Source organism: Paraburkholderia sp. J10-1 (genome assembly GCF_905220165.1).
GTDB lineage: Bacteria > Pseudomonadota > Gammaproteobacteria > Burkholderiales > Burkholderiaceae > Paraburkholderia.
Genome location: NZ_CAJMYW010000001.1, coordinates 906,991 through 932,660 on the forward strand (window position 1 = coordinate 906,991; position 25,670 = coordinate 932,660).

21 protein-coding genes are annotated in these 25,670 nt (G+C 65.2%); 9 read left to right on the forward strand and 12 right to left on the reverse strand.

Annotation, left to right across the window (positions count from 1 at the left end; translation table 11 throughout):
- Positions 1 to 120 precede the first annotated feature (120 nt).
- Complete coding sequence (locus U5A65_RS03975) at positions 121 to 1,953, forward strand: SLC13 family permease (RefSeq protein ID WP_321934665.1); 1,833 nt, start codon at positions 121 to 123, stop codon at positions 1,951 to 1,953.
- Positions 1,954 to 2,009: 56 nt separating this feature from the next.
- Positions 2,010 to 3,470 (forward strand): alpha/beta hydrolase, encoded by a 1,461-nt coding sequence (locus U5A65_RS03980; RefSeq protein ID WP_321945537.1) that lies wholly within the window; start codon positions 2,010 to 2,012, stop codon positions 3,468 to 3,470.
- A gap of 34 nt (positions 3,471 to 3,504) precedes the next feature.
- Here U5A65_RS03980 and U5A65_RS03985 read toward each other — a convergent pair whose 3' ends face one another.
- Positions 3,505 to 4,590 carry a S1C family serine protease gene (locus U5A65_RS03985; RefSeq protein WP_415764107.1) on the reverse strand — a complete coding sequence of 362 codons (1,086 nt, stop codon included), beginning with the start codon at positions 4,588 to 4,590 and terminating at the stop codon, positions 3,505 to 3,507.
- A 321-nt stretch (positions 4,591 to 4,911) separates the two neighbouring features.
- Here U5A65_RS03985 and U5A65_RS03990 point away from each other — a divergent pair, with 321 nt between their 5' ends.
- From U5A65_RS03990 to U5A65_RS04000, 3 genes are all read left to right on the forward strand, one after another.
- On the forward strand, positions 4,912 to 5,961 hold the full coding sequence (locus U5A65_RS03990; RefSeq protein ID WP_321908050.1) for an AI-2E family transporter: 1,050 nt from the start codon (positions 4,912 to 4,914) through the stop codon (positions 5,959 to 5,961).
- Between the two features lie 28 nt (positions 5,962 to 5,989).
- Positions 5,990 to 7,459 (forward strand): amidohydrolase family protein, encoded by a 1,470-nt coding sequence (locus tag U5A65_RS03995; RefSeq protein ID WP_321908046.1) that lies wholly within the window; start codon positions 5,990 to 5,992, stop codon positions 7,457 to 7,459.
- Between the two features lie 574 nt (positions 7,460 to 8,033).
- Positions 8,034 to 9,086 carry a hypothetical protein gene (locus U5A65_RS04000; RefSeq protein ID WP_321945538.1) on the forward strand — a complete coding sequence of 351 codons (1,053 nt, stop codon included), beginning with the start codon at positions 8,034 to 8,036 and terminating at the stop codon, positions 9,084 to 9,086.
- 37 nt (positions 9,087 to 9,123) lie between these two features.
- On the opposite strand, the gene U5A65_RS04005 is transcribed toward U5A65_RS04000, so the two are convergent.
- The 4 genes from U5A65_RS04005 to U5A65_RS04020 form a co-directional block, all read right to left on the reverse strand.
- A complete protein-coding gene (locus tag U5A65_RS04005) occupies positions 9,124 to 10,062 on the reverse strand; it encodes a LysR substrate-binding domain-containing protein (RefSeq protein ID WP_321908044.1) in 939 nt (312 codons plus the stop codon).
- 81 nt (positions 10,063 to 10,143) lie between these two features.
- Positions 10,144 to 11,280, reverse strand: a complete 1,137-nt coding sequence (locus tag U5A65_RS04010) for a porin (protein ID WP_321908043.1) — start codon at positions 11,278 to 11,280, stop codon at positions 10,144 to 10,146.
- A 107-nt stretch (positions 11,281 to 11,387) separates the two neighbouring features.
- A complete protein-coding gene (locus U5A65_RS04015) occupies positions 11,388 to 12,428 on the reverse strand; it encodes an ABC transporter substrate-binding protein (RefSeq protein ID WP_321908040.1) in 1,041 nt (346 codons plus the stop codon).
- An 81-nt stretch (positions 12,429 to 12,509) separates the two neighbouring features.
- Entirely contained in the window at positions 12,510 to 13,649 is a 1,140-nt protein-coding gene (locus U5A65_RS04020; RefSeq protein ID WP_321908038.1) for a mandelate racemase/muconate lactonizing enzyme family protein, read from the reverse strand.
- 250 nt (positions 13,650 to 13,899) lie between these two features.
- Here U5A65_RS04020 and U5A65_RS04025 point away from each other — a divergent pair, with 250 nt between their 5' ends.
- Complete coding sequence (locus U5A65_RS04025) at positions 13,900 to 15,348, forward strand: PLP-dependent aminotransferase family protein (protein ID WP_321945539.1); 1,449 nt, start codon at positions 13,900 to 13,902, stop codon at positions 15,346 to 15,348.
- Positions 15,349 to 15,375: 27 nt separating this feature from the next.
- On the opposite strand, the gene U5A65_RS04030 is transcribed toward U5A65_RS04025, so the two are convergent.
- Positions 15,376 to 16,302, reverse strand: a complete 927-nt coding sequence (locus U5A65_RS04030) for a carbon-nitrogen hydrolase family protein (protein ID WP_321908033.1) — start codon at positions 16,300 to 16,302, stop codon at positions 15,376 to 15,378.
- An 83-nt stretch (positions 16,303 to 16,385) separates the two neighbouring features.
- Between U5A65_RS04030 and U5A65_RS04035 the strand changes: the two genes are divergently transcribed.
- On the forward strand, positions 16,386 to 17,297 hold the full coding sequence (locus U5A65_RS04035) for a LysR family transcriptional regulator (protein WP_321945540.1): 912 nt from the start codon (positions 16,386 to 16,388) through the stop codon (positions 17,295 to 17,297).
- Positions 17,298 to 17,405: 108 nt separating this feature from the next.
- Complete coding sequence (locus tag U5A65_RS04040; protein WP_321945541.1) at positions 17,406 to 18,509, forward strand: aromatic ring-hydroxylating dioxygenase subunit alpha; 1,104 nt, start codon at positions 17,406 to 17,408, stop codon at positions 18,507 to 18,509.
- Positions 18,510 to 18,519: 10 nt separating this feature from the next.
- Here the strand turns inward: U5A65_RS04040 and U5A65_RS04045 are convergent, their stop codons facing one another.
- The 4 genes from U5A65_RS04045 to U5A65_RS04060 all read right to left on the reverse strand — a co-directional run bounded on the left by U5A65_RS04045 (position 18,520) and on the right by U5A65_RS04060 (position 21,451).
- Positions 18,520 to 18,927, reverse strand: a complete 408-nt coding sequence (locus tag U5A65_RS04045; protein ID WP_321908027.1) for a DUF1801 domain-containing protein — start codon at positions 18,925 to 18,927, stop codon at positions 18,520 to 18,522.
- A gap of 69 nt (positions 18,928 to 18,996) precedes the next feature.
- Positions 18,997 to 20,400, reverse strand: a complete 1,404-nt coding sequence (locus tag U5A65_RS04050; protein ID WP_321945885.1) for a CHASE2 domain-containing protein — start codon at positions 20,398 to 20,400, stop codon at positions 18,997 to 18,999.
- A gap of 83 nt (positions 20,401 to 20,483) precedes the next feature.
- Positions 20,484 to 21,089: an OmpA family protein gene (locus U5A65_RS04055; protein WP_321908571.1), complete on the reverse strand. Its 606-nt coding sequence runs from the start codon at positions 21,087 to 21,089 to the stop codon at positions 20,484 to 20,486.
- Positions 21,090 to 21,094: 5 nt separating this feature from the next.
- Entirely contained in the window at positions 21,095 to 21,451 is a 357-nt protein-coding gene (locus U5A65_RS04060; protein WP_321908026.1) for a FecR domain-containing protein, read from the reverse strand.
- Between the two features lie 303 nt (positions 21,452 to 21,754).
- Here U5A65_RS04060 and U5A65_RS04065 point away from each other — a divergent pair, with 303 nt between their 5' ends.
- A complete protein-coding gene (locus U5A65_RS04065) occupies positions 21,755 to 23,023 on the forward strand; it encodes an MFS transporter (protein ID WP_321945542.1) in 1,269 nt (422 codons plus the stop codon).
- Between the two features lie 99 nt (positions 23,024 to 23,122).
- Here U5A65_RS04065 and U5A65_RS04070 read toward each other — a convergent pair whose 3' ends face one another.
- Together U5A65_RS04070 and U5A65_RS04075 are read right to left on the reverse strand one after the other, a co-directional pair.
- On the reverse strand, positions 23,123 to 24,430 hold the full coding sequence (locus tag U5A65_RS04070) for an MFS transporter (RefSeq protein ID WP_321934675.1): 1,308 nt from the start codon (positions 24,428 to 24,430) through the stop codon (positions 23,123 to 23,125).
- Between the two features lie 101 nt (positions 24,431 to 24,531).
- A complete protein-coding gene (locus U5A65_RS04075) occupies positions 24,532 to 25,614 on the reverse strand; it encodes a tartrate dehydrogenase (RefSeq protein ID WP_321908022.1) in 1,083 nt (360 codons plus the stop codon).
- Positions 25,615 to 25,670 lie beyond the last annotated feature (56 nt).

Below are 25,670 nucleotides of genomic sequence, written 5' to 3' on the forward strand. Positions count from 1 at the left end.
GCGCCCCGGGCATGACCCAAGGCCGCGCTGAAACGTAAGTTTTCAAAATCCGGCACTATTTGCGGTAGCAGTGGTTTCAAAGGCCCGTTGAGCGGTACATCGACCAGGCAAACCGAAATCATGTCTACCGACCTTTTGATGACCGTTGCCTGTCTGGCCAGCGCGATCGCGATGTTCCTGATCGGCCGGCCCCGCTCGGACGCGGTGGGGCTCATCATGATCGTCGCGCTGTCGCTCTCGGGCATCGTGACCGTCAACGAGGCGCTGGCCGGTTTCTCCGATCCGAACATCGTGCTCATCGCGGCCCTTTTCGTGCTCGGCGACGGGCTCGCGCGCACGGGCGTCGCCCAGCGCGTGGGCGACTACCTGATCGCGCGCGGCGGCTCCAACGAGCGCCGCCTCGTCGTGCTGATCATGGTCGTGGTGGGCGTCATGGGCTCGGTCATGAGTTCGACGGCCGTCGTGGCGATCTTCATTCCCATCGTCATTCGCATTGCGCGGCAGTCGCGCGTGTCGCGCGCACGCATGCTCATGCCGGTCAGCATGGCCGCGCTCACGAGCGGCATGCTCACGCTCGTCGCCACCACGCCGAATCTCGTCATCAACAGCGCGCTTGTCTATCACGGCTACCCGGGCTTCAGCTTTTTCGGCATCACGCCGCTGGGCCTGCCGATTCTCGCGGCGAGCATTGCCTGGATGCTGTTCGCAAGGCGCTTTCTGAACGGCACCGGCGGCGCGGAGGCGAGTACGCGCCCGTCGCTGAACGACTGGGTTGCGCGCTATTCGCTCGAAGGGCGCGCATTTCGCCTGGAGGTGGGTGCGGAGTCCCCGCTCGTGGGGCAAACGCTCGGGCACACCGGGCTCGATGACGACCCCGTGGCGCACGTCGTCGCGATCGAGCGGCGCGCGCGCATGGGCGCAACGGTGCTGCCCGCGACTGCGGACAGCAGCATCGCGCCCGGCGACGTGCTGCTGCTCGACGTGGAGTCCGCGAGCTTCGACGTCAAGGCGTTTTGCGGGCGCTATGCGCTCGCGGTGCGCCACATGTCGGGCGCGTACTTCACGGACCAGACCCACGACGTGGGCATGGCCGAGGTCATCGTGCCGCCGGACTCCTCGCTCGTGGGCAACGTCGCGCGCAGTTCCGCCGCGCTGCGCCGCCACGGCGTGACGGTCGTCGGCCTGCGCCGCGCCGACGCCGCGCTCGAGCAGGATCTGCAGGCCACGCGGCTGAAAGTGGGCGACACGCTGCTGGTGGTGGGGCCGTGGATCGATATCTTCTCGATGCAGTCGGTCGAGCGCGATATCGTGTGTCTCGCCATGCCGGTCGAAAGCGACGCCTACGTGCCCGTGCCGCACAAGGCGCTGCACGCGCTCGCCATCATGGCGCTCGTCATCGCGATGATGCTCACGCCGCGCGTGCCGAACGTGCTCGCGGGCCTGATCGGGTGTCTCTTGATGGGCGCGTTCGGCTGCGTGAGCCTCGACAGCGCGTATCGCGCGATTCACTGGCGCAGCCTCGTGCTGATCGTGGGCATGCTGCCGTTTTCCATCGCGCTGCAACGCACGGGCGGCATCGACATTGCCGCCGACGCCGTGCTGCGCGTGGCCGGCAACTGGGGGGCGCATGGTCTGCTGGGCGCCGTATTTCTGCTCACGCTCGTGATCGGCACCGTGATTTCCGGCACGGCGACCGCGGTGCTGATGGCGCCCGTGGTGCTCGCGATGGCGGCGCACCTGCATGCGTCGCCGTATCCGTTCGCGATGACGACGGCCGTTGCCGCGTCCGCGGCCTATATGTCGCCGATATCGACCCCTGTGAATGCGCTCGTCAGCACGGCGGGCGGCTATCGGTTCCGGGATTTTTTCAAGGTGGGCTCGCCCGCCGCCCTCGGGGCGCTCGTGATCACCGTATTGCTGGTACCGCTCATCTGGCCGGTTTACCCGCGCTAGCGCGAAGAACGGCCGGCCACCCGTTCGCGAGGCATTGACCGGACATGGCGAACTTCTTGACGAGAACGTGGGCTTTTCGCTGGATCAAGCGGCTTCTCCTGTTCGTGGTGATCGCATTTGTGTGCATTGCCGGCGTGCGCCTGTACGACGCGCAGCGCAAGGCGCCGTTGAGCCTGTGGCACACGTATGTCCCGGAAGACATGCACGCGCACGAGATCGATCACGCGACGTGGGAGGAATACATCGCGAACGAGAACCGCGTGTTCGACTCGGTCAGGAAGAACGTGACCGACAAACTGCCGGCGGACGAACGCGTTCCCGCTAACCGCTATTTCTCGGGCAGCCCGATTTATCCGGGCCACTTTCGCGCCGACTGGAACCGTTCGTTCACGCTCATGCCTCAGGGCGCGCCGCGCGGCGTGGCCGTGATGCTGCACGGGCTGACCGATTCGCCATACAGCCTGCGGCACATCGCGCAGCGTTATCAGCAAGATGGCTTCGCCGTGGTGGGGGTGCGCTTGCCGGGGCACGGCACCGTGCCAGCGGGTCTGACCGAGGTGACGGCGGAAGATTGGGAGGCGGCCACGCGTCTGGCCGTGCGCGAAGCGCGGCGGCTCGTGCCGGCGCCTGCGCCGCTGCATATCGTGGGTTATTCGAACGGCGGCGCACTCGCGCTGCAATACTCGCTCGAAGTGCTGGACGACTCGAGCCTGCCGAAAGCGGATCGCCTGATCCTGCTTTCGCCGATGATCGGCGTTACGGCCTTCGCGCGCTTTGCGGGGCTTGCGGCCTTGCCCGCGATCCTGCCTGCATTTGCAAAAGCCGCGTGGCTCGACATCGTGCCGGAATTCAATCCGTTCAAGTACAACTCGTTTCCGGTGAACGGCGCGCGCCAGTCATGGCGGGTCACGCGCAAGATCCAGCAGGAAGTGGCGGCCGCGGCGCGCAACGGCAAACTCGCGTCGCTGCCGCCCACGCTCGCATTCCAGTCCGTGCTCGACTCCACGGTCAGCACGAGCGCGATTATCAGTTCGTTGTACTCGCAACTGCCGGCCAATGGCAGCGAGCTTGTGCTGTTCGACATCAATCGCACGGCGCAATGGAGCCCGCTGCTGCGCGCTTCGATGCGCGACGCGCTGCGCCGTCTCTTGCCCGTGCCGCCGCTGCGCTACCGGCTGACCGTGCTGACCAACGCCTCCGCCACCTCGCCGCAAGTGGTCGAAGCGAGCACGGCACCGAACGAAACAACGGCGAAAGTCGAACCCACGGGGCTCGACTATCCACCTGACGTCTATTCGCTTTCACACGTGGCCCTGCCGTTTCCGGTGACCGACTCGCTGTACGGCCGCACCCCCGACCCCGACGACGACATGGGCATCCACCTGGGCGCCCAATCCGTACGCGGCGAAACCGGGGCGCTGATGGTGGGGGCGGGGTTCCTCACGCGGCTCTCGTGGAACCCCTTCTACGGGTACATCGTCGAGCGCATCGACGCTCTGGCGAGTCATGGGCCGTGAGCGCGCAAATAACACGCGCCCGGCCCGCCCTCGCTTAGGCGCGCGGTGCGAGTTCGACCTTCGCGGTCATCTGCTCGCCGTCGCGCGCAACGACGATCGACACGTTGCTGCGAGCCCGCGCGATCATGCTTTGCAGCTGCTCGACGTTCTCCACCTCGATGCCGTTGATCGCAACGATCACGTCGCCGGCGCTGATGCCAGCCGCCTTGGCCGCACCGCCCGACTTCACGACGAGCACGCCGCCGTCCACGCCGACTTGCTGCGCTTCGTCGCTGGTGAGCGAGCGCACGGCCACGCCAAGGCGCGGACGCGCATTGTGGGCCAGCGTGCCGCCGTTGCCGTTGCCGCCGCCTTGCACGATCTGATCCTTGATGTGCATGGCTTCGTCGATGGGAATGGCGAACGAGAGGCCCTGAAAGCCGCCCGTGCGCGAATAGATCATCGAATTGATGCCGATGACTTCGCCGTTCAGGTTGAAGAGCGGGCCGCCCGAATTGCCCGGATTGACGGGCACGTCGGTCTGGATGAGGTGCGTCGGGCTGTCTTCCGAGAGCTGGCGCGACTTCGCGCTGATGATGCCCGAGGTCACGGTGTTGTCGAGACCATAAGGCGAGCCGATTGCAACGACCCAGTCGCCGACCTTGCTGTTCGCCGGATTGCCGATCTTCACCGTGGGGAAACCCGTACCGGCGATTTTCAGCACGGCCACGTCGCCCGCCTTGTCGGTGCCGATCACGCGTGCGGGGAACTTGCGGCCGTCGGTGAGCTTGACCGTCACGTCGTCCGCGCCTTCGACAACGTGGTTGTTCGTCAGGATGTAGCCATCCTGGCTCACGATGAAGCCCGATCCCAGGGCGCCCGAATGGCCGTCTTCGGAGTCGGGGTTTTCCTTGACGACTTCGACATGGACCACAGCCGGACCGTACTGCGCGACGATCGCCGAGAAGTTCGGCGCCGTGCCCTTGACGTCGTCCGTTTTGGGCACAGGCGTCGACAACGACGTTTTCATGATGCCGCGTTCGTCCGCGCTGGCGTGCTCATGGCTAACAACCCAGGCGCCGGCAAGCGCCACCGCTACACCGGCGATCAGGCCCCGGCGCCGATATTTGATGGTACTCATTGCTATGGTCTTCGAAGAGGTTGGTGAAGGTGGGGCGTAAGGTACTTTTTGCTGCTTAAACGTGACTTAAAGGAAAGAAGGATCTTTTGACCGATCGACGAGTCGATGTGCGCGCAACGAAATTGGGGCGCGCTTGTTTCAACGTGGTTCGGAATCCTCGCCAGCTAGCGCGCAAGTCTTCTGCAAAGCGGCTAGTCTTTCGAAGTCGTGCCCGATCACGCCCCGAAGCCGCTTTTTTGGGGCCGGATAAAACACAGCGGGACGTTGATGGCTTGCAAACGTCTCATCAACGCAACGTGGTTCGTCATCCAAAGCATCTCCATGAAACAGGATCTCGTCACGTTCACCTGCGTGGTCGTCATCGCCGTCATCACGGGATGGGTGCTGTATATCGGGCGGCCGGTGCTGGTGCCCATTGCATTCGCGATCATCACGTCGTACGTGATCTACGGGCTCGCCGACATCCTGCGGCGCGTGCCCCACGTGGGCAAGCGCATTCGCGCGGGCGTGCGCTACTGGAGCGCCGCCGCGCTCATCCTCGCGGCCGCGTGGCTCGCAACCGAACTGCTGCTTTCCGACACGGACCGCATGGTCGCCGTGGCGCCCAAGTACGAAGCCACGCTGCTCGCGTTGCTCGCCAAGATCACCGCGCTGTTTCATCTGGAAACCGAGGCTTCGTGGGCAGCATTCCGGCGCGAACTGCTCGCGACCGTCAACGTGCAGTCGCTGCTCACCTCGCTCCTTGGCTCGCTCTCTTCGCTCATGGCCACGACGCTCGTCGTCTTGCTATACACGGCGTTCTTCATGATCGAGATGGGGCGCTTTCGTCGCAAGCTCTCTGCGGTCATGCGCGGCAAGGCCGACATGGAGCCCGTGATCGACGCCATCAACGCGAAGATCGGCACGTATCTGGCGTTGAAAGCGCTGCTCGGCGTGGTGCTCGGCATTCTCAGCTGGATCTGCATGCATCTGGTCGGGCTCGAGTTCGCGCCGCTCCTGGCCATTCTCATCGTGTTGCTCAACTTCGTGCCGTATGCGGGCTCGCTCATCTCCGTGGTGCTTCCCGCCTTGCTCGCCGCGCTTCAATTCGGTCAGTGGAACGAAGCGATCACACTGCTCATTGCGCTTTCGGCGATCAACTTCGTGATGGGCAACGTGCTCGACCCGTGGTTGATGGCGGGCTCGTTGAACCTGAGCCCCGCGGTCATTCTCATGAGCCTCGCCGCATGGACGGCGATCTGGGGCATTCCGGGCGCCTTTCTCGCCGTGCCGGGGACCGTGGCGCTCACGATCATCTTCTCCGCGTTCAGCTCCACACGGCCGCTAGCGTTGCTGTTGACGAAGGACGATGTCGTCAGGCATGCAGAATAAATGCGTGGCTTACTCTCACAGGTGATCTATGGCTTCCAGAATCAACCGCCGCGGCAACGCAATCGGCCCGGTGTCCTCGTGCCTGTGCGACAAGGCGCTCGCAGCGTTCGCGAATCGCCGCATCAGCGCCGATCTTTCCAGGCGCGGCTTTTTGGTCGGCATGGGCGCATCGTTGTTGAGCGCGGTCTTGCCTGAGTTCAGCAGCGCGCAGCAGCCCGGCGCCGCGGCCCCCGCGCAGCCCACGACATTCACGAACTTCCGCTTGTTCGACGGCAAGTCGGCCGCGCTGCAGGACGGCATGTATCTCGTGGTCGACGGCAACCGCATCTCGCAGTTGCGCCGGGGCTCGCCCGACGCGCAGAACGCGTCGGGCGGCCGCGTGATCGACTGCGGCGGCAAGGTGATGATGCCGGGCCTCATCGACATGCACTGGCATTCGCTGCTCGCCTCGCTCCCGATCGCGGCCATCATGCAATCCGACCTGAGCTTCGTGTACCTGGCCGCGGGCGCGGAGGCACAGCGCACGCTGTTGCGCGGATTCACGACCATTCGCGATGTGGGGGGGCCCGCGTTCGCCCTGAAGCAGGCTATCGACGCGGGCATGCTGAGCGGCCCGCGTATTTACCCCTGCGGCGCGATGATCACCACGACGGGCGGGCACGGCGACTTTCGTCTGCTGACCGATGTGCCGCGCACGACCGGCCAGATCAGCGAAATAGAGCGGACCGGCGCCGCCGCGATCGCCGATTCTTCCGACGAAGTGCGCCTGCGTGTGCGCGAGCAGTTCATGATGGGTGCGACGCAGATCAAGATCGTGGGTTGCGGCGGCGTTTCCACGCCGCGCAGCCCGCTCGACATGCTCACGTTCACCGAGGCGCAACTGAAAGCGGCGGTGGAAACCGCAGCCGACTGGGGCACCTACGTGCTCGTGCATGCTTACACGCCGGAAGCGGTGAAGCGCAGTGTGGCGGCGGGCGCGCAATGCGTCGAGCACGGACACCTCATCGACGACCGGACCGCCGAAGTCATCGCGAAGAACGGCACATGGTTGAGCACGCAACCGTTTACGAGCGAAGAGGATGTGGCGCCAATGGCGCCGTCGAGCCGCGAGAAGTTTCTGGAAGTGACCGCCGGGACCGACAACATGTACAAGCTCGCGCGCAAGCACGGGCTCAAGGTCGCGTTCGGCACGGATCTGATCTTCTCCCAGGCGCTGGCGACGCGCCAGGGCACGATGCTCGGGCACATGACGCGCTGGTATTCGAACGCCGAGGCATTGCGCATGGCCACGGCCACGAATGGGCAATTGCTTGCGCTGGCGGGCGAGCGCAATCCCTATCCTCACAAGCTTGGCGTGCTGGAAGAGGGCGCGTATGCGGACCTGCTGCTCGTGGCCGGTGACCCGCTCCAGGATATGACGCTGCTGGCCAACCCCGATCAGAACCTGAATCTGATCATGAAGGATGGCCGCATTTTCAAGGATGCGTTGAAGGCGTGACGCTGTGAGGCGTGCCGCTTTCGCGAGGCAGCGTGCTCGAGTCGGTGGGCGTCATCTGGCGCAAGGAGGTTGTAAGTCCGCTTGCCGTGGCGCTTTTTGTCGGTTGTTTGCGCGAGGCGTTGCGAAAACGCCTGTGTTTCACGTATGAGCCACACGTTTTCTGTATCAAGATGTCACGCCGTAGGTCCCCATCGACCGGGCAGATTTGCCCGCGTGGCGCAGCCATCATGGCATGGCCCTCCAGCCCTCTGCGGGGGTCGAAATCCCGCCTGTCCAAATCCGCCATCTGGCCGATTAAGCCGGTTGAACTTCGCCGCGAAGTAGCTCATATTCAAAACGACTATTTGTTACAACCCTCCCACGCTCCGCGAAATACAGTAGGGATTACAGCGAATACTTCGAATCCGTGCCGCCTGGATGCCTCCGCCGTGACGTGACGCGCACCAGCCGCCGGTAGCAAACCCGAACCTATCCTGTCAAAGCTTCCATGCCTGCAATGTTCAACGAACCTGGCCGAGCCACGTCTGGTCCGTGGGGATGTCCATACTGCGGGACCCGCTTCAATGCGCCACTGATGATTTGCCCTCAGTGCGGCGCGAAGCAGCTTTCCTCTGGCCCGCGCATGTCGCCGGCAAGCGAATCCGCCGCGCCCGAATGGCACGACGGTTTCGCACGCCATGCGCGCACGGAGTGGAACGCTCCGGCGTTCAGTTTCGGCGGCGCGGCGCGCGATAGTGATTACGAACCGCGCGATGAAGCGCCTGCCGCGCCACGCTCGTGGCTGCCTTTCTATGCCATTGGCAGCGTGGTGTCGATCGCGTTCCTGCTGACCGCATACATCGTTTCGCATCGAGCCGAGCGGGAGCCGGCGCAGGGTGCCCAGGTCGTCGAGGGAGCGATCCTCGGGCCGAAGACCCCATCGGCTGTGCCGGCCACGAAGCCGCCATCGGTGCTGCATCCGGTGCGCAGCGCGCCGCCGGTAGCCGTCGCCCAGTTGCCGCCTCCTGCCGTGAGCGCGCCGCCGCCTATGACCGCTCAGGTGCCACTGCCGCATCAAGTGCCGCAAGCGCCGCAAGCGCAGCCGCGTACCGCTGCAGTGCATACGGTGACGCTGCCGCCGGGCAATGCTGCACGAAAGAGCAGCGCTGATGAACGCGCACTCGCTGCCGCGAAGATCAAGGCGGAGAAGGCCAACGAAGCGAAGGCCAACGCCGCGAAGGCCAGCTACGCGCGCGCCGACGTTGCGCGAAATCTGGCAAGCGCGCGTGCGAGCCTCGACAAGAACAACCTGGGGCCTGCGCGTAGTGCGATCAATGCCGCACTTGCGGAGCAACCGGGCAACGGCAACGCGCTGCAAATGCAGGCCGAATTGACTTCGCGTGAAGATCAGCGCGATTCGTTGCTTGGCTACGCACGGCTGTGCGCACGCGACGGGCGGTGGCTATGCGCCTGGCACAACGCGGGGCATGCCTTGACCGTCGATTCGTCGAGCGGCGAAGCGCGGGCGATCCTCTCGCGTTCGATCGCGGCGCAGGGCGCGGGCAACATGGCGCAGGGCGCGGCCGCCGCGCCCACGATGAGGCAGGTGGACTCGGGTCCGCCTGGCCCGCCAATCGATCCCAATTGACGCATTGCGCAGCGTAGGCCCGGGTGGGTGACGCCAGTCATGCGCCCGGGCTAGCCGCGCATTGCCTGGCCGGTTGCTCGCTGTGGCGCTCGACCAGCCAGTTGCTGAAGTTGCGAACGCGTAGTGTGTCCTGCACTTCGGGGCGCACGTCGAGCCAGTATCCCGAAGGTCCCGCCACTTCCACCTCGCTCAGCTGGACGAGCGTGCCGTTCGCCAGTTCGGGCGCGATCATGTGCCGGTCGGCAACGGCAATGCCAAGCCCGGCCACCGCCGCGTGTATGACCTGATCGAGCGTGCTGAACTCCAGCTCCCCGCGCGGGGCGATCGGCACGTCGAGTGCCGCGGCTTCGAGCCACGCTTCCCAGACCAGCAGGCGCCGGTCGATATCGAGGATATAGAGCCACGGATGCCGTGCGAGGATCTCGCGCAGCACATCTGGATCGGCGGGGGCCTCGGAGAACTCGCGCGCCGAGCCGACGAGTACATGGCGCTCGCGCATGAGCAGTGTGCTCTGCCCGCCCGGCAGCGGTTCCATGCCGAAGCGGATCTGGCAGTCCTCGTTGCGCTCCGTGCCGTGCAGCGGGCCGTATTCGTTGGTGATGGAGATGCGCAGATCGGGGTGGCGCACCTGGAAGTCGCGCAGGCGCGGCGTGAGCCAGCGCGTGGCGAGCGTAGGCGCGGCGTTCAGACTGAGCAGGCTGTTCGACGGATCGGCGCGAATCGTGTCGAGCGTGTGGGCGATGCTGTCGAACGCGGCCTGGAGCGTAGGCAGCAAACGCTTGCCTGCTGCCGTGATTTCGAGCCGGTGATGATGCCGCATGAAGAGCGGCGTGCCGAGATAGTCTTCGAGCAGGCGAATCTGGCGGCTGATCGCCCCCTGGGTCACGTGCAGGTTTTGCGCTGCCCGGGTGAAGCTGAGCGTGCGGCTCGCCTCCTCGAATGAACGCAGTGCCGATAAAGAGGGAAGGCGGCGCATGCAAACCTCGCGATGCAGGCACGCCGGCGCATGGTCATGCGCGCCGGCGTATTGACATTGATAAGGACTACGTCAAGAACGTTAGAACGCGTGCGTGATACCCACGCGGGCGACGGCCTGGTTGTCGGTGCCCGAGGGGTTGAAGCCCGTGATCTGCGCGTTTTCCGCCGAGCCCGCCGCATGCTGGTACACGCCCATCGCATAGAGCGACGTGCGCTTGGAGAGCGCGTACTGGCCGATCAGGTTGACCTGGTGATACTTCGGCGAGTTGTCGGTGGCGTGGTCCTGGCCCACCGTGTAGGTGTAGCCCGCGCCCACCGTGAAGGCGGGCGTCACGGCGTAGGTGCCGGCCACTTCGAAGTTCTGGAAGTGCAGGTCGCCGCTGCCGGTGGCCGAGGAGAAGTCCACGTTCGAGTAGTTCGTCATCAGCTTGAGGCTGCCGATCACGTATGACGCGCCGGCCGAGAGAATGCCCTGGTAGCGCGCGTTGGCGAGCGCGTCGCCGAACACCGAATTCACGAAGCTGCCGCCGCTGCCATAACCGGCCACCGCCGTGATCGGGTTGTTCACGCGCAGGTAGCCCACGCCCGCACTGAACGAGCCGAGCGTGTAGGCTGCCGCCGCGCTATACGAGGCGTTGTTCGAGAACTGGCCCGCCTGGCCGCCAAACGAGTAGTGGCCTTCGAACTGGAAGCCGGCGAGCACGGGGCTCACGTATTTCACGGCGTTGTTGACAGGGAAGCCGTTGTCCAGGTTGTCCATGTCGTTCGGGTGGGCGAAATACCAGCCGCCGTAGTTGCCGTTGAGCGAATACGGTTCGATCAGGTCGACGGTGGCGTCCCATTGCTTGCCGAAGGTGATCTGGCCATACTGATCCGACTTGAAGCCGACATAGGCATTACGCGAAAACGCGAGACCGCCGCCAAGTCCGCCCGTCGCAGCGTTAAAACCGCTTTCGAGCCGGAAGATCGCGGCGTAGCCGCCGCCCAGGTCTTCGGTGCCGCGCAGACCCCAGCGGCTGCCTGCGGGCACGCCGCTTTGCATCTGCACGAGCTTGCTGCCCGTGCCCGGCACGAGCTGGCCGTTCGCCCCGTTCGCCACATTGCTGGCGTAGTCCACGCCGAGGTCGATGAGGCCGTACAGCGTCACGCTGCTTTGCGCGTGCGCGCCTGCTGCGGCGAGCGCCAGCGGCAGCGCCGCGAGAATCTTCTTCTTCAATTAAGTCTCCTTATCATGGAGCCGCGTAACGCGGCTCGGCATTCTGGTTGGTATCAGGCTTGTATCGCGCTGGTATCGCGCTGGTATCGCGCGGTATCGGATTCGTATTACGCGCCAAGCGATTTCTGCACCTTCGCCGCGACATCCGCAGGCACCCAGGTCTTCCACATTTCAGGGTGCTGCTTGAGGAACTTGAGCGCTTCGTCCTGCGCATCGACCTTGTGCTCGGTCATGTCGAGGATCGTCGTGTTCAGGAAGTCGATAGGGAAGCTCACCTTCGAGAAGAAGGTCATCACGTCGGGCTCCGCCTGATAGAACGGTGTCGAAACGCCGATCTTCAACTGCGAGACCAGATACGACGAGGCGCATTGCTGCGCGCTGTTGGCGTCGCGCAGCGTCTTCCAGCAGGCTTCGTTGAACGGCGGCATTTTGAGCTGAACGAACTTGTACTTCGCCATCAGCGCGGCCGGCTCCCAGTAGTAGGTGAGAATCGGCTTGCCGCGCGCGTAGGCCGAGGAGATGGCCGCATCGAGCGCCGCGCCCGTGCCGGGGCGGAAGTTCGTGTAGGTGTCGTCGAGCTTGAGCAGCTTGAGCAAGCGCGTATTCACGCGTTCGCAATCCCAGCCCGAGGGGCAGTTGAGAAAGCGGCCGCGATCGGGTTCCTCGTCATCGACGAAAAGGCCCTTGTATTTGGGCAGATCGCTCACGGACTGAAGGTCGGGCGCGCTGGCCTTGATGCCGCGCTTCGCGTCGCCGTGCACCACGTAGTCGGGCACGTACCAGCCTTCCTTCGTGCCGCCCGGCAGCGTGTCGCCCACGAGCTTGACCGAGCCCGCCTTGACCGCGCCCGCGATGATTTCCGACCGGCCCGTCCACTGCTCGGCCCAGATCTGCAGGTCGTTGCGCGAGAGCGCCGTTTCGGTGGCCGCGGTGCTGCCGGGCACGCTGTCGGTCTGGCAGCTATAGCCGTTCTTGAGGATGTAGCGCAGCACTTCGCTCGTGAAGTTGCCGCTTTCCCACGTGATGCCCGCGAAGCGCACGGGTTTGCCGCTGCTGCACCAGGTGCCCGCGGCGTGCGCCGGCAACGCGGCAAGGGCGAGCGGCGCCGCGAGGCAGGCCGCGCGCAAGAGGGACGTCAAGCTTTTCATTGCATGTCTCCACTTTATTGAATTGTTTCGGAATGCTTCATATAGAGGATGGCATCGTCTTCATGCCATGCCCGTTTTGCTTCAGTCGTACCGGCTGTCGTGTGCGCGTGTGGTGGCGAGCATGGCTTCGTCGAGTTCGATGCCAAGGCCCGGCGCATCGCTCAGCTCGATCCAGCCGTTCGCGTCGATGTCGATCACGTGCTTGATCGGAAAGTCGCGCCGCGCAGGCGTCCATTCGGGCGGGTCGTACGGAAACTCGACGAACGGCGCGTGCGCCGCGCCCGCCACGATATGCAGGTTCGCGGCGAGGCCAATGCCGTTGCCCCACGTGTGCGGCGTGAACACCTTGCCGTGCGCTTCGATCTGCGCCGCGAGCCGCCGCGCGCCTTCCATGCCGAGCGTGCAGACGACATCGGGCTGATAGACGTCCAGACAGTCGTGTGCAAGGAGCGCCGCGAATTCGTGCGCGTCGCGCGTCATCTCGCCGCCTGCGATGCGTATGCCGAGTCCTGCCGTTTGTTTGCGTAACTGCGCGTAGCCCGCGTAGTCGCCGCGATGCAGCGGCTCTTCCACCCAGTACACGCGATACTTTTCGATCTGCCGGATCACGGCGAGTGCTTCGTCGGCGCGCCACGGCGCCTGGGTGTCCCAGGGCATGCGCCAGCCCTGGTTGCAATCCACCATGAGTTCGATCGCGTCGCCAGCGGCTTCGCGCACGGCGGCGAGCGCGGCAATATCGTCGGCGAGCGTGGCGCGGCCGAAGCGCACCTTGAGCGCCGGGAAGCCGCGCGCGACGGCATGCTCGGCCCACTGCGCCATGCCTTCGAGTGTGCGATGCACGCCCGAGGACGCATACGCCCGCACCCGCTTCGAACGGCCGCCGGCCATCTGCCAGCAAGGCTCGCCGCGAATCTTGCCGGCGAGGTCCCAGAGCGCGACGTCAAGCGGCCAAAGGCGGCCTGCGTGGAAGCTGAGGTTGTCGAGCACCGCCGAGTGGCGCGCCAGATCGAGCGGATCTGTGCCGATAAAGAGATCGCGGTAGTCGTCGAAGCCATACATGGCGTCGCCGGAACCGATGCCCACGCGGCCTTCGTCGTCCTCCACGCGCACGATCGTCGCCGGGAAGGCGCGCCGCGGGCGGCTGTCCCACGAGGCGGGGAACGGCGGGTCGAGCGGCAGCCGGTGCTGGCTCACGGTGATGCGGGCGATGCGGTTCGTCATGGCGCGTGGGGCGCCGCCCGGTGGCGCGCAACATTGCGTAACTTACGTATGAAGATACGCACGCAGTGCGCCGTGGGGCGGGCATTGTCTCCTTGGCCTTGTCAGGCGTTACGGCATCCTAGAGGGTCAATTCCACGCACTCAATGAAGTCAATTGAAGTAAATGACAGCCTTCATTTCCGCGAATTGGGCGCGATAATGGCGCAGCCGCCGCGCCGTGCCGCGGCGTGCTTTTCTCCTTCGGGAAAACCATGAATGGCTGGATGCCCACGCTCTCGCGCAGCAGCGAACCCAAGTACCGCGCAATCGCTCACGCCTACGCGCAGGCCATTCATGGCGGCCAGATGCTGCCCGGAGAAAAGCTGCCTGCGCACCGGCTGCTCGCGAAGAAGCTCAATGTCACGACCGGCACGGTGAGCCGCGCGTATGCGGAGCTGGAGCGCGGCGGGATGGTGGTGGCGCGCGTGGGCGACGGCACCTACGTGGCCGAGCCCGACGCCGACGGCGTGCGTATGCAGGACCGTACGCGCCCCGCACCCGAATCCACCGAGCGGGCTGCGGCGACCACGCCGGGTGCACCGGGCGCTTATGCACCGGGGCGCCTGATCGATCTCGGCCAGAACGTGCCGATGCCGACCGACGAAGCCTTCCTGCTGACGCAGACCCTGCGCGAACTGGCCGCCGACGAGCGGCTGGCGGGCGAGCTGCTGCTGTACCAGCCCGAAGGCGGCCGCCGCTCGCACCGCGAGGCGGGGGCGCGCTGGCTTGCGCGCATGGGCTGCACGGTGGCCGCCGAGCGCGTGCTGGTCACGCAGGGCGCGCAGCACGGACTTGCCTGTGTGTTGCGCGCAGTGCTGCGTCCAGGCGACACGATTTTCGCCGAGGCCTTGAGCTATCCCGGTATCGTCGCGCTCGCGCGGCAGCTGCGGCTCAATCTCGTCGGCATCGAAATCGACGAGGAGGGCATCGTGCCCGCGGCGCTCGAGCGCGCGTGCGGCCTGCTCGCGCCGCGCGCGCTCTTTTGCGTGCCGACGCTGCACAACCCGACCACGGCCACGCTTTCCGAAGCGCGCCGCGCGATGATCGCCGAGATCGCCGTGCGCCATCACCTCGTCGTGATCGAGGATCTCGTGCCAGCCGCCTTGCTCGACGCCCCGCCCACGCCGCTCGCGGCGCGCCTGCCCGAGCATGGCATCGTGATCAGCAGTCTTTCGAAGGCGGTCGCGCCGGGCCTGCGCATTGGCTATGTGCAGGCGCCGCAGGACTGGGTCGGCAAGATTCTCGCGGTGATACGCAGCGATTGCTGGATGACGTCGCCGCTCGCCGCGGAGATTGCGGCGCGCTGGATCGTCGATGGCGAGATCGATCGCCTCATCGCGCAGCAGCGCGCGCAGGTGGACGCGCGCCACGCGATCGCCGCCGAGGTGCTGGCGGACTGGACGTATCGCACCGACCCCGCAAGCCCGCATCTCTGGCTGCCGCTCGCCGAGCCGTGGCGTGCCGCCGAATTCTCGGCGGCGCTGCGTCAGGCCGGCGTGCTTGCGAAAACAGCGGACAGCTTCGTGATCGGGCGCGGCTCTGCACCGCACGCGGTGCGTTTGAGTCTGGGCGGCGCGCGCAGCCACGAGGCGCTGCGCGAGGGGCTGGAGTTGCTGGCGCGCACGCTGCGCAACGGGCCGGAAGGGTTGTATTCGGCGTGACGTCGCGCGGCGTAACGTTACGCGCGCTCACTCGGCGATAAACGAGACCGTACGCTTGCGCCGCTCATCGACCGAAAGCGAGAACACATCGGGCCGCGCATAGTGGCCCACCACATCGAAATCGTAGCGGGCGCGCGTGAGTTCTTCGGTGTCGATCTCCGCGACAATAAGGCCTGTTTCGCCGCGCAACGGCCCGGCCAGCACATCGCCAAGCGGCCCGACAATCAAGCTGCCGCCATTGATGAGCGGCCGGTTCTCGTCCCAGCCCGGCACCTCGACGCCAAGCGCCGCGGGCGAGGGCTGCACCTGGCATGCGCTGATCACGAAGCAGCGCCCTTCGTGCGCGATATGGCGCATGGAGCACTGCCAGATGTCGCGCTCGTCCACGGTGGGCGCACACCAGATCTGCACGCCTTTCGCGTACATCGCCGTGCGCAACAGCGGCATGTGGTTTTCCCAGCAGATCGCAGCGCCCGCTACGCCGGATTCCGTACGAACGGCCGGCAGCGTCGAGCCGTCGCCTTGCCCCCAGATGAGCCGTTCGGTGCCGGTGGGCATGAGCTTGCGGTGCTTCGCCACGAGCCCCTCACCCGGATTGAAGAACAGCGCGGTGCAATAGAGCGTGCTGCCATCGCGCTCGATCACGCCGAGCACGAGCGACGCGCCGCAACGCGTGGAAAGCTCGGCGAGCGCTTCGGTTTCCGCGCCCGGCACGTCGATCGCATTCTCGTAATAGCGCGCGAATGCCTCGCGGCCTTCGGGCAGGCGGTAGCCAAGGCGCGTGCCGAATATTTCGCCCTTCGGGTAACCGCCGAGCAACGCCTCGGGCATGACCACGAGCTTCGCGCCCGAGGCGCGGATCTGCGCTTCGAACGAGAGAATCTGTTCCAGCGTCTGCGCTTTGCCGGCGGCGGATGAACCGATCTGCAGCGCGGCGACTTTCGACTTGGCCATGATGGCGTGCTCCCAGGGGTTTGGACAGCTCACATCTTTCCACGGCGATAAAATCGCGAGAACGTATATCGATACTATGTGATATGAACCAGTTTGATATCGCAGTCGTGGACCTGAATCTGCTGAAGATCTTCGAGGCGCTGTTCGAGGAGGGCGGGGCAAGCCGCGCCGCGATACGCCTCGACATGACACAGTCCGCCGTGAGCGCCGCGCTCAGGCGCTTGCGCGCGCTCTATGCGGACACGCTCTTCGTGCGTACCGGGCGCGGGCTCGCGCCGACCTCGCGCGCGCAGGAACTCAAGCCTGTGATTAGCGAGGCGCTCGACCGTTGCCGCCATAGCCTTGCGATTGCCTCGCCCGACGCGACCACGTTTCATGGGCGCGCGGTGTCGATCGGGCTTTCCGACGACTTCGAGGTGGCCATTGGCCGGCGCATCATCGAAACGCTCGAAGCGAGCGCGCCGGGCCTGCGCATCATCTTTCGTCAGACGCACAGCCAGATCGTCGCCGACGCGCTCGCGAATCAGGACATGGATCTCGCCGTCGCGGCGGGCGGCTTCGCTTCGCGCGGGCTGAGCCACCGGGTGCTCGGCGAGGGCAGCTATGCGTGCCTCGTGGACGACGCTCCCCGCACGCCACGGCGCCTGACGCTTGCCGACTACGTGTCGAGAGGGCACATCCTGGTGTCGTCGGGCGGCGTGGTCGGGATCGTCGACGAAGGGCTCGCCGCGCGCGGCCTGAAGCGCAATGTCGTGGCCTCCACGACGCATTTCGCCGCGTTGCCTTTCCTGCTCAAGGGCACGCGCAGCGTCGCCACGATTCCGCGCCATGCGGCCGAAGCGATCGCGCGCGTGACGGGCCTGAAGCTGCTTGCTTGCCCGATCGATCTGCCGCGCTATCCGGTGGAACTCGGGTGGCGCAACAGCTCGCTGCGCGACGCTGCCGTCGTCAAGGTTCAGGCCGCCATCATCGCGTGCTTTCCGGCTAAACACTGATCGACACCCAGGCGGCATTCGCGTTGAATGATCGGGCACGAGATTTGCCTCCAGCCAGTCTCTTAACGGAACGACGATAACAACGGACTCGACAAGGAGATTCTCCGCATGCGCGCAGTGCCTTTGCCAGATGGTTATACGATCGAGTCACATTTGCAGGAACCGCGCGATTTGCGCCGGGTGCCCATTCATCCCGACTACTGGTATCCGCTTGCCTGGTCGCGCGAACTCAAGCCTGGCAAGACGCTGGGTACGCATTTCGCCGGCGAGCCCATTGTGCTCTTTCGCACTGCGTCAGGCGCGGTGTACGCGCTCGAAGACCGCTGCGCGCATCGCCAGGTGCCGCTACATGCGGGGGTGGTGGACGGCGAGTCGCTTCGTTGCGGGTACCACGGCTGGACCTACGATTGTTCGGGCCAATGCGTGGACGTGCCGTACCTCGGCAGGGAGCGCTTGCCCAACGGCGTGCGCGCCTATCCGTGCCGCGAGGCGCACGGCATGATCTTCGTCTTTCCCGGCAATGCCACGCTCGCCGAAGCGCATCCGCTGCCCGTGCTGGATTCGGTCACGAACAAGGCCTACAAGACGCGCCGCTTCGGCCAGGAAGTGAAGTGCCACTACTCGTTCATGCACGAGAATCTGATGGACATGAACCACCAGTTTCTCCACCGCCGCCAGATGGGCCAGATGCGGGCGCGCTCGCTCGGCCGGCGGCGCGGCGAGAAGTCCATCGAAGTGGATTACACGTTCGCGCGCATGGCGGGCAAGCAGCCCGCGGGCGAGGCGCTCGTGTTCGGCGCGAGCAAGAACCGCGCGGACCCGAGCGATCAGAGCGTGATGACTGTGCGCACGGAATATCCGTATCAAACGCTGAAGATCCGGTCGGGCGACGAGTCGCTCCTCATGGACCTGTGGATCGTGTATGTGCCGCTCGACGCGCAGCAGCGCACGAACCGGACCTTCGGACTCCTTTCGGTGAAGCGTCCCGCCGTGCCGTTCCTGCTCGACGCGGCGTGGCCGCTGCTGGTCTGGTTCACGGAGCGCATCTTCAAGGAAGACCGCACGATCGTGGAACTCGAACAGGCGGCGCACGACAACCAGGGCGCCGACTGGAATCACGAAGTCTTTCCCGTCATCAACGAATTGCGCGACCTGCTGCGCGAATGCGGCGAGCGCACCGTGATTCCCATTCGCGAGGTGAGCGAAGTGTGAGGCGCTCGCGTCAGGCGGTTTTGCTGGCGCGCGGCTTCGCGGGCGCTTTTTTCTTCGCCTTGCCCTGGTTGAATTCGATTGCCGCGCGAATGAGCGCCTTCAGTGCGCGCTTGTCGACCTTGTCGCCCTCGAGATAGTCGATGGCGCGCCGCGCGTTGCCCTCGAGCCCGGCGTTGAAGAGCTTGCTCGGGTCGGGCAGGCTCGCGCCGTACAGGAACGTGAGCTTGACCTTGCCTTTGTGCGCATTGCCCACGGCGATCATGCCGTCCCGATACCACACGGGGCTGCCCATGTATTTCCATTCCTCGACGATCGCCGGGTCGGCTTCGAGAATCGCCTCGCGCATGGCGGTGAAGGTGTCGCGGCGCCAGTCGGTGAGGTCCGCGATTAGCTGGTCAATACGTTCCGATGGGGTCATTCGCGCTCCGTGCCTTGCATGGCTTCCCGTTGCCGGGCGATCAGGACCGTAATGTAGCACTCGGCAACCTCAGCTGACGTGCGCGCGGCCGGAGCTGGGTGCGTTTTGCGCTTCGGGCTCCATGAGGGAGATCGTGAAGAAGCTGCCCATGACAGCGGAAAGAATGATGAAGATCGATGCGGCATCGACAAGGAAGCCGAAGTAACGGAACACGAGGAAGCAAACCGAGAGCGTCAACACGTTGAGCACAAGGCCAATGATGGCCGAGGCCTTCGGCACGGTGCGCATGAAGACGGCGAGCCGCGAGTCGTTGCGCGGCACGTACCAGATGAAGAACAGCCCGACCACGAGGATGAAAGCGCTCTCGCACCAGATCAGCCAGGCCGGGCGCTGCAGGAAACGGCCCTCGAAGATCGTCTCGATCACTTGCGCCTGAATTTCGATGCCGGGCACCAGCTCGCCTAGCGCCGTCGTGCGCATGTCGGTCAGGCCCGTGCCGGTGAGGCCGACGAGAATCAGCTTGTTGTGGATGCGGCTCGCTTCGATCTTGCCTTGCAGCACGTCGCGTGCGGAAACATAGCGCTGCTGCGTGCGCGCAATCGAGGCGAAATGTAGCCAGATATCGCCGTCGGGTTGCGTGGGCACCCGCACATCCGCCACGCCCACGGCGCGCACGCCGGACAGGCCCGCAAACACCTCGATGGCGGGCGAGCCGGTCGCCACGCGCAGCATTTCAATGGGCAGGCTCGGCACGAGCTTGTCGCCAAGACCCAGCACGAGCGGAATGCGCCGCACCGTGCCCTGCTCCTGCGCGACGTTGAGCATGGCCTGGCCGTGGGCCGCGCCTTGCAGTTCGGGCAGGCTTGCGAGCACGTAATTGAAGCGGTGAACGCTCGCGAGCGCGTCCGGGCCGTGCACGAGCACGGGGGCGCTCAGCATGTCGGTGCGCGTGGTGGAGGTCGCGTAGTCGAACGCGGCCGCACCGAGAATGGAAGGCGACGCGCGCAACGCGGTCTCAAGAATGCGCTCGTGGCTGGGCAGCGCGCGCAGTTGCGTGGCGAGCGAGACCTCGGAAGCGGGCAGGTTGTCGGCCACGATGCCCGGCGAGGTTTGGTCGGGTTCGGGCATGTAGATATCAAGGCCGATCGCCAGCGGTTTGCCCGCCTCGATCGCATCGACGAGGCCGGCGAGGCGGTTGCGCGGCCAGGGCCATTGGCCGAAGGCTTCGAGCGTCTTGTCGTCGATCTCGACGATGGTCACCGGCTGCGCGGCGGGTACGCGCGGAAAGCGGCGCTGATAGTGGTCGAAAAGCAGCTGGCGCGCCGAACCGAAGGTATCGGGCAACACATTGTCGAGTGTGTCGAGGAAGGCGGGGCGCACCACGTCGCCGGGCCATTCGCTGCACAGGTTGATGAACAAAAGCGTCACGAGCACCGCGAGCGCCCAGGGGCGCCCTTTGCGCGCCCGCATCATGCGTCTCAAGAATGCGATGCATGCGTTGCGGTAGCGTTTCATGGGGATGGGGGCTGACGATGAGCGCCGCGCATCGATACGGATTACTGAACGGTGATGACCGCGCGCCGGTTTGCCTGGTTGGGCACGCCGTCTGCAGTGTGGACGAGTGGCTCGCGTTTGCCCCGGCCGGCAATTTCGATCTGCTGCGCGGGTATGCCGGACTTGACCAGAAACGACGCTACGCTTTGCGCCCTGCGCATGGAGAGCTGGTCGTTGAACGCCTGCGAGCCCGCCATGTCGGTATGGCCGACCACCGTGAGGTGAGGGGCCGGCCACGTTGCCAGCACCTTCTTCAACTCGGCAACCGTGGCCGCGGACTCGGGTGCAAGTTGCGTGGCGGAGTCGAAAACGAAGTTGATCGTGAACGTGCGGGGCCGTGGCGGCTGGGCGGCCAGCAGATCGCCGTACTGCGCCTCCACGGCGGCCTTGTTATCGGCGGTTTCCGCGATGGCGCCGCCTTTCGAAACATCGGCGCGTGTGTAGGCCTTGTCGATGACTTGCGTCTTGCTGCCGCTATGCACGATCACGTTGCCGACGCTGCCGTCCGGATTCGGCAGCAGCGTGATCTTGTCGGGCGTGCTGCATGCAAAGAGGCACAAGCACAGCGTAAGGGCCATGTATCGCGCAAGCCAGTGCCCGGCGTTCATTGTCTTCAATGACCGTTCTCCCCGCTTCCCCCTACCTCGATGATGAATTCGGTGCCCCGCACGCCGAGCGTGGTGGTGGGCGTGCTGTAGCGCACGGCTTCCGGATTGGCCTTCGCGAGCTTGCCGTCGACCACGGCGAGCGAACCGCGCTTGATGCTCACGTCGAGCGCGCCGTCGTAGGTGGTCGTGTTGAATGCGAACTTGTTGAGATCGAGAATGGAATTGGCGCCCTCGGTCAGCAGTGTGTTGTCGCGCAGCGTGATCCCAACGGCGGATGCGGGGCCGGTCGTGACACGGTCGCTCGCGAACACCTCGCTGCCGACCGCCACGCTGACCGGTTGGCTTGCGCGCTCGATTTGCACCGAGCCTTTGATCGTCTTGACTATGCCAATTGCATCGGCTGCGTGCGCGTCGAATGCTGGCGGGCACCCGCAGGCGAGAAGCAAGGCATATTGGATGGCTTGGCTGCGCACTGGCGATACCGTTTGGAGAAACGAACGTGAGGGATAGCGCCGGGCCTCTCGGGCACCTGGCGAGCATAGCGATCGAGCGCGGCCCGTTCCGTGCGCTAGCGTACATAGTGCAATCGCGCTGAAGGTGCGCCAGAATCGGCAAATCGGGTCCGGCTCGCGCCCGACGAACAGCGCGCCCCGGCACTCACATCCATGCCGACACCGACCCACGCGAGACCGCACGGACTGGACCGACCGCACGCCGCAGCGCAGACATGGGCGCTCGCGGTGGCGCAACTCGTTTCGTGGGGGACGATCTACTACGCGTTCTCGCTTTTCGTCGTGCCCATGGAAAGCGCGTTGGGCTGGAGCCGCACGGCGACGAACGCTGCGCTCTCAACAGGTTTGCTGGTCTCGGGGTTCGCGGCCTACCCGGTCGGCACCCTGATCGACCGCGGCTATGGGCGGCGCGTCATGGCGGGCGGTACGCTGCTTGCATCGGCGATGCTCGTGCTGTGGGCGCAGGCGCGCAGTCTGCCGGCCCTCTTTGCCGTGTGGTGCGGGTTGGGCGTAGCCATTGCGGCGACGCTCTACGACCCGGTGTTTGCAGTCGTGACGCGCGACTTCCCGCGCAGCTATGCAAGGAAAATCACGCTCATCACGCTTGTGGCGGGTTTCGCGAGCACGGTGTTCATTCCGCTCACGCAAGGCTTGATCGTCGCGTTCGGCTGGCGGGGCGCGTTGCTCGCGCTTGCGCTCGTCAATCTGCTTGTCTGCTTGCCGGTGCACGTATTTGCGATTCATCGCGGCGAGCCGGATGCGGACACCGCGACGCAGCAACGCGCCCGCGAAGTGAGCCGCACCTCGACGCGCAACGCCTTGCGCTCGCCGGTATTCTGGGCGCTGGCCGTTTGCTTCACGGCGTATTACTCCACCTTCGTCGCACTCACCTTCCATCTGATCCCGTTGATGCACGAGCGTGACGTTGCGGGCGCAACGGTCATTGTCACCATGGCGGCGATCGGGCCGGCACAGGTACTTGCGCGGGTCCTGTGGTTCGCCGTCGGCAGGCGCGCGCCACCGGGGCGTGTCGCCGTTGTGGTGACGACTGCGTTCCCGTGCTCCGTCGTGATCCTGATGGGTGCGGGGAAGTCGGCTGCGTGGTTGATGCTGTTCGCCATCGTCTACGGCGGCGCCAACGGCATGATGACGATCCTGCGCGGGATGCTCGTGCAGACGCTGCTGGGAACCGAAGGCTACGGCGCGGTGAGCGGCCTGCTCTCGATGCCTGCGAACATCGCCAAAGGCATTGCGCCTATCGCGGGCGCAGCGATCTGGGCGATACGCGGCAGCTATGTACCGGTGGAGTGGGCCGTGCTGATCGTCTCGTTGATATCGATGGCGGCTTGTGTGGTTGCGGTGCGCATGGCCACGCCCCGCGTCGGCGATACAGAATCTGCCGCAGCGGGTCGGCCGAGATAACGCGCACGGCCGCTAATGCCAACCCTGTTATCGGCTTATCGCGCTCGCGCGGAGCATGGCAGCATGCACCTGGATTGCCACAAGCTCCGCGCGGCCCCTTCAGTGATCGTGCCTCACCTGCGCCATGACCGGCTGGCTTGCTTTGCGGCTCAGCATCAACGTGACCACCGCGGAAAGCGCGAGCGTCGCGCCAACGACGTACAAGCCGGCGGCATAACCCCCCGTCTGAGTTTTCAGCCAGCCAATCACGGCGGGCCCCACGAAGCCGCCGAGATTGCCGATCGAATTGATCATGGCGATTCCCGCCGCTGCTCCAGCGCCAGAGAGAAACATGCTGGGCATGGCCCAGAGCGGCGCCTTCGCGGCGCTGATGCCGATATTGACCACCACGAGCGCCAGCACGATCATCAGCGCGGTGCTGGCTTGCCCCGCGAAGATGAAGCCCACGCAAGCGAGCACGCAAGGGACGACGACGTGCCAGGTGCGCTCCGCCGTGCGGTCGGAGTGCCGCGCCCACAGAATCATCGCGACGACCGCCACGATGCTCGGAATGGCATTGAGCAGTCCGGTTTCGAGCGCACTGAAACCATATTGCCGGATGATGAGCGGCGCCCACAGCCCCAGCGTGTAAAGGCCTGCCGATGTGCCGAAGTAGATCAGCGCGAGCGCCAGCACGCGCGGGTCGCGCAGGGCGCTCAGCGCGCCTGCCGTGTGGCCGGTGTGGTTCTCTCTCTCGCGCGCTTCCTCGGCGAGCTTCGCCATCAGCCAGTCGCGTTCTTGCGGCTTCAGCCAGCGCGCTTTGGCAGGCGCATCGGTGAGAACCTTCAGGACCACGAAACCCAGCAGCACGGCGGGAATTGCTTCGATCACGTAGAGCAGTTGCCAGTTGGCGAGCCCGAACGTGCGCGGCAATTGCATGAGCGCGCCTGAAATGGGCGAGCCGAGCGCAGTCGAGATCGGCGCGGCTGCCATGAACCATGCCGCGGCTGCCGCGCGTTGCTTGCCCGGAAACCAGAGGCTGAGATAGAGAATGATGCCGGGGAAGAAGCCGGCTTCCGCCACGCCTAGCAAGAAGCGCAGTACATAAAAACTCGTGGGCCCGGTCACGAATGCGGAGGCCGCCGAGACGATGCCCCACGTGACCATGACGCGCGCGATCCAGATGCGCGCGCCCACGCGGTGCAAGATCAGGTTCGAAGGCACTTCGAACAGAAAGTAGCCGATGAAGAAGAGCCCGCCGCCGAGACCGAAGGCCGTAGGCGAAAGGCCAATCGCCTTATTCATCGTCATTGCCGCGAAGCCCACGTTGACCCGGTCGAGAAAGCTCACGAAGTAGAGCAGCATGACGAACGGGATGATGCGCCACATGAGTTTGCGCGTGACAATTGCTTCGGTATCCGAATTCATGTGTCTCCTCCTTGGAGGGTTGACGGAGGCGTGCGGGTATTTTTTGTGTTACGCCCCCGTGTCTGCTTGATTTGACGGCGCGGTAGCGCTCAGGCCTGCATTCAGGCAGCGACGGCCGCCTTCTCGACGAGTTCGCACACCGCGGCCGTGACCTGCGCGGTGGTCGCCTTGCCGCCAAGATCGCCGGTGTGCAGCGCGGGGTTGGCCGTCACGGTCTCGATGGCCTGCATCACATGAGCGGCGGCTTCGGTTTCGCCGAGGTGTTCGAGCAGCATCACGACCGACCAGAACGTGCCGATCGGATTGGCGAGCCCCTTGCCCATGATGTCGAAGGCGGAGCCGTGGATTGGCTCGAACATCGACGGGTAGCGGCGCTCGGGATCGATGTTGCCCGTAGGCGCAATGCCCAGGCTGCCCGCGAGCGCGGCGGCGAGGTCGCTGAGAATGTCGGCGTGCAGGTTGGTTGCGACGATCGTGTCGAGCGAGGCGGGACGGTTGACCATGCGCGCCGTGGCGGCGTCCACCAGCTCCTTGTCCCACTTCACGTCCGGGAATTCCTTCGAGACTTGCTGCGCAATCTCGTCCCACATGACCATGGCGTGGCGCTGCGCGTTGCTCTTGGTGATGACCGTGAGCAGCTTGCGGGGGCGCGACTGCGCGAGCCGGAACGCAAAACGCAGGATGCGTTCGACGCCGGCGCGCGTGAGGATCGAGACATCGGTTGCCGCTTCGAGCGGATGGCCCTGGTGCACGCGGCCGCCCACGCCCGAGTATTCGCCTTCGGAGTTTTCGCGCACGATCACCCAGTTGAGGTCCTCGGGCTTGCAGCGCTTCAAAGGCGCGTCGATGCCGGGCAGGATGCGCGTGGGGCGCACGTTCGCATACTGGTCGAAGCCCTGGCAGATCTTCAGGCGCAGGCCCCACAGTGTGATGTGATCGGGTACGTCGGGGTCGCCCGCGGAGCCGAACAGAATCGCGTCCTTGTTGCGAATGGCGTCGAGGCCATCAGCGGGCATCATCACGCCGTGCTGGCGGTAATAGTCGGCGCCCCAGTCGAAGTTCTCGAACTCGAACGCAAAGCGCTGCGTGGTTTTCGCAAGCGCTTCCAGCACCTCCTTGCCTGCGGGCACGACTTCCTTGCCGATGCCGTCGCCGGGAATGGTTGCGATGCGATAGGTCTTCATGTCTCGTTCCTTTGGAATGTGGCCAGTGTGGGTGCACTTTACCCAACTCCTGGTTC

Bases quoted from the DNA above. Each gene is read 5' to 3' on its own strand.
- U5A65_RS03975 (WP_321934665.1), top strand. From the start codon at position 121: ATGTCTACCGACCTTTTGATGACCGTTGCCTGTCTGGCCAGCGCGATC.
- U5A65_RS03985 (WP_415764107.1), bottom strand. From the start codon at position 4,590: ATGAGTACCATCAAATATCGGCGCCGGGGCCTGATCGCCGGTGTAGCG.
- U5A65_RS03990 (WP_321908050.1), top strand. From the start codon at position 4,912: ATGAAACAGGATCTCGTCACGTTCACCTGCGTGGTCGTCATCGCCGTC.
- U5A65_RS03995 (WP_321908046.1), top strand. From the start codon at position 5,990: ATGGCTTCCAGAATCAACCGCCGCGGCAACGCAATCGGCCCGGTGTCC.
- U5A65_RS04000 (WP_321945538.1), top strand. From the start codon at position 8,034: ATGATTTGCCCTCAGTGCGGCGCGAAGCAGCTTTCCTCTGGCCCGCGC.
- U5A65_RS04005 (WP_321908044.1), bottom strand. From the start codon at position 10,062: ATGCGCCGCCTTCCCTCTTTATCGGCACTGCGTTCATTCGAGGAGGCG.
- U5A65_RS04015 (WP_321908040.1), bottom strand. From the start codon at position 12,428: ATGAAAAGCTTGACGTCCCTCTTGCGCGCGGCCTGCCTCGCGGCGCCG.
- U5A65_RS04020 (WP_321908038.1), bottom strand. From the start codon at position 13,649: ATGACGAACCGCATCGCCCGCATCACCGTGAGCCAGCACCGGCTGCCG.
- U5A65_RS04025 (WP_321945539.1), top strand. From the start codon at position 13,900: ATGAATGGCTGGATGCCCACGCTCTCGCGCAGCAGCGAACCCAAGTAC.
- U5A65_RS04030 (WP_321908033.1), bottom strand. From the start codon at position 16,302: ATGGCCAAGTCGAAAGTCGCCGCGCTGCAGATCGGTTCATCCGCCGCC.
- U5A65_RS04035 (WP_321945540.1), top strand. From the start codon at position 16,386: ATGAACCAGTTTGATATCGCAGTCGTGGACCTGAATCTGCTGAAGATC.
- U5A65_RS04040 (WP_321945541.1), top strand. From the start codon at position 17,406: ATGCGCGCAGTGCCTTTGCCAGATGGTTATACGATCGAGTCACATTTG.
- U5A65_RS04045 (WP_321908027.1), bottom strand. From the start codon at position 18,927: ATGACCCCATCGGAACGTATTGACCAGCTAATCGCGGACCTCACCGAC.
- U5A65_RS04050 (WP_321945885.1), bottom strand. From the start codon at position 20,400: ATGATGCGGGCGCGCAAAGGGCGCCCCTGGGCGCTCGCGGTGCTCGTG.
- U5A65_RS04055 (WP_321908571.1), bottom strand. From the start codon at position 21,089: ATGAACGCCGGGCACTGGCTTGCGCGATACATGGCCCTTACGCTGTGC.
- U5A65_RS04065 (WP_321945542.1), top strand. From the start codon at position 21,755: ATGCCGACACCGACCCACGCGAGACCGCACGGACTGGACCGACCGCAC.
- U5A65_RS04070 (WP_321934675.1), bottom strand. From the start codon at position 24,430: ATGAATTCGGATACCGAAGCAATTGTCACGCGCAAACTCATGTGGCGC.
- U5A65_RS04075 (WP_321908022.1), bottom strand. From the start codon at position 25,614: ATGAAGACCTATCGCATCGCAACCATTCCCGGCGACGGCATCGGCAAG.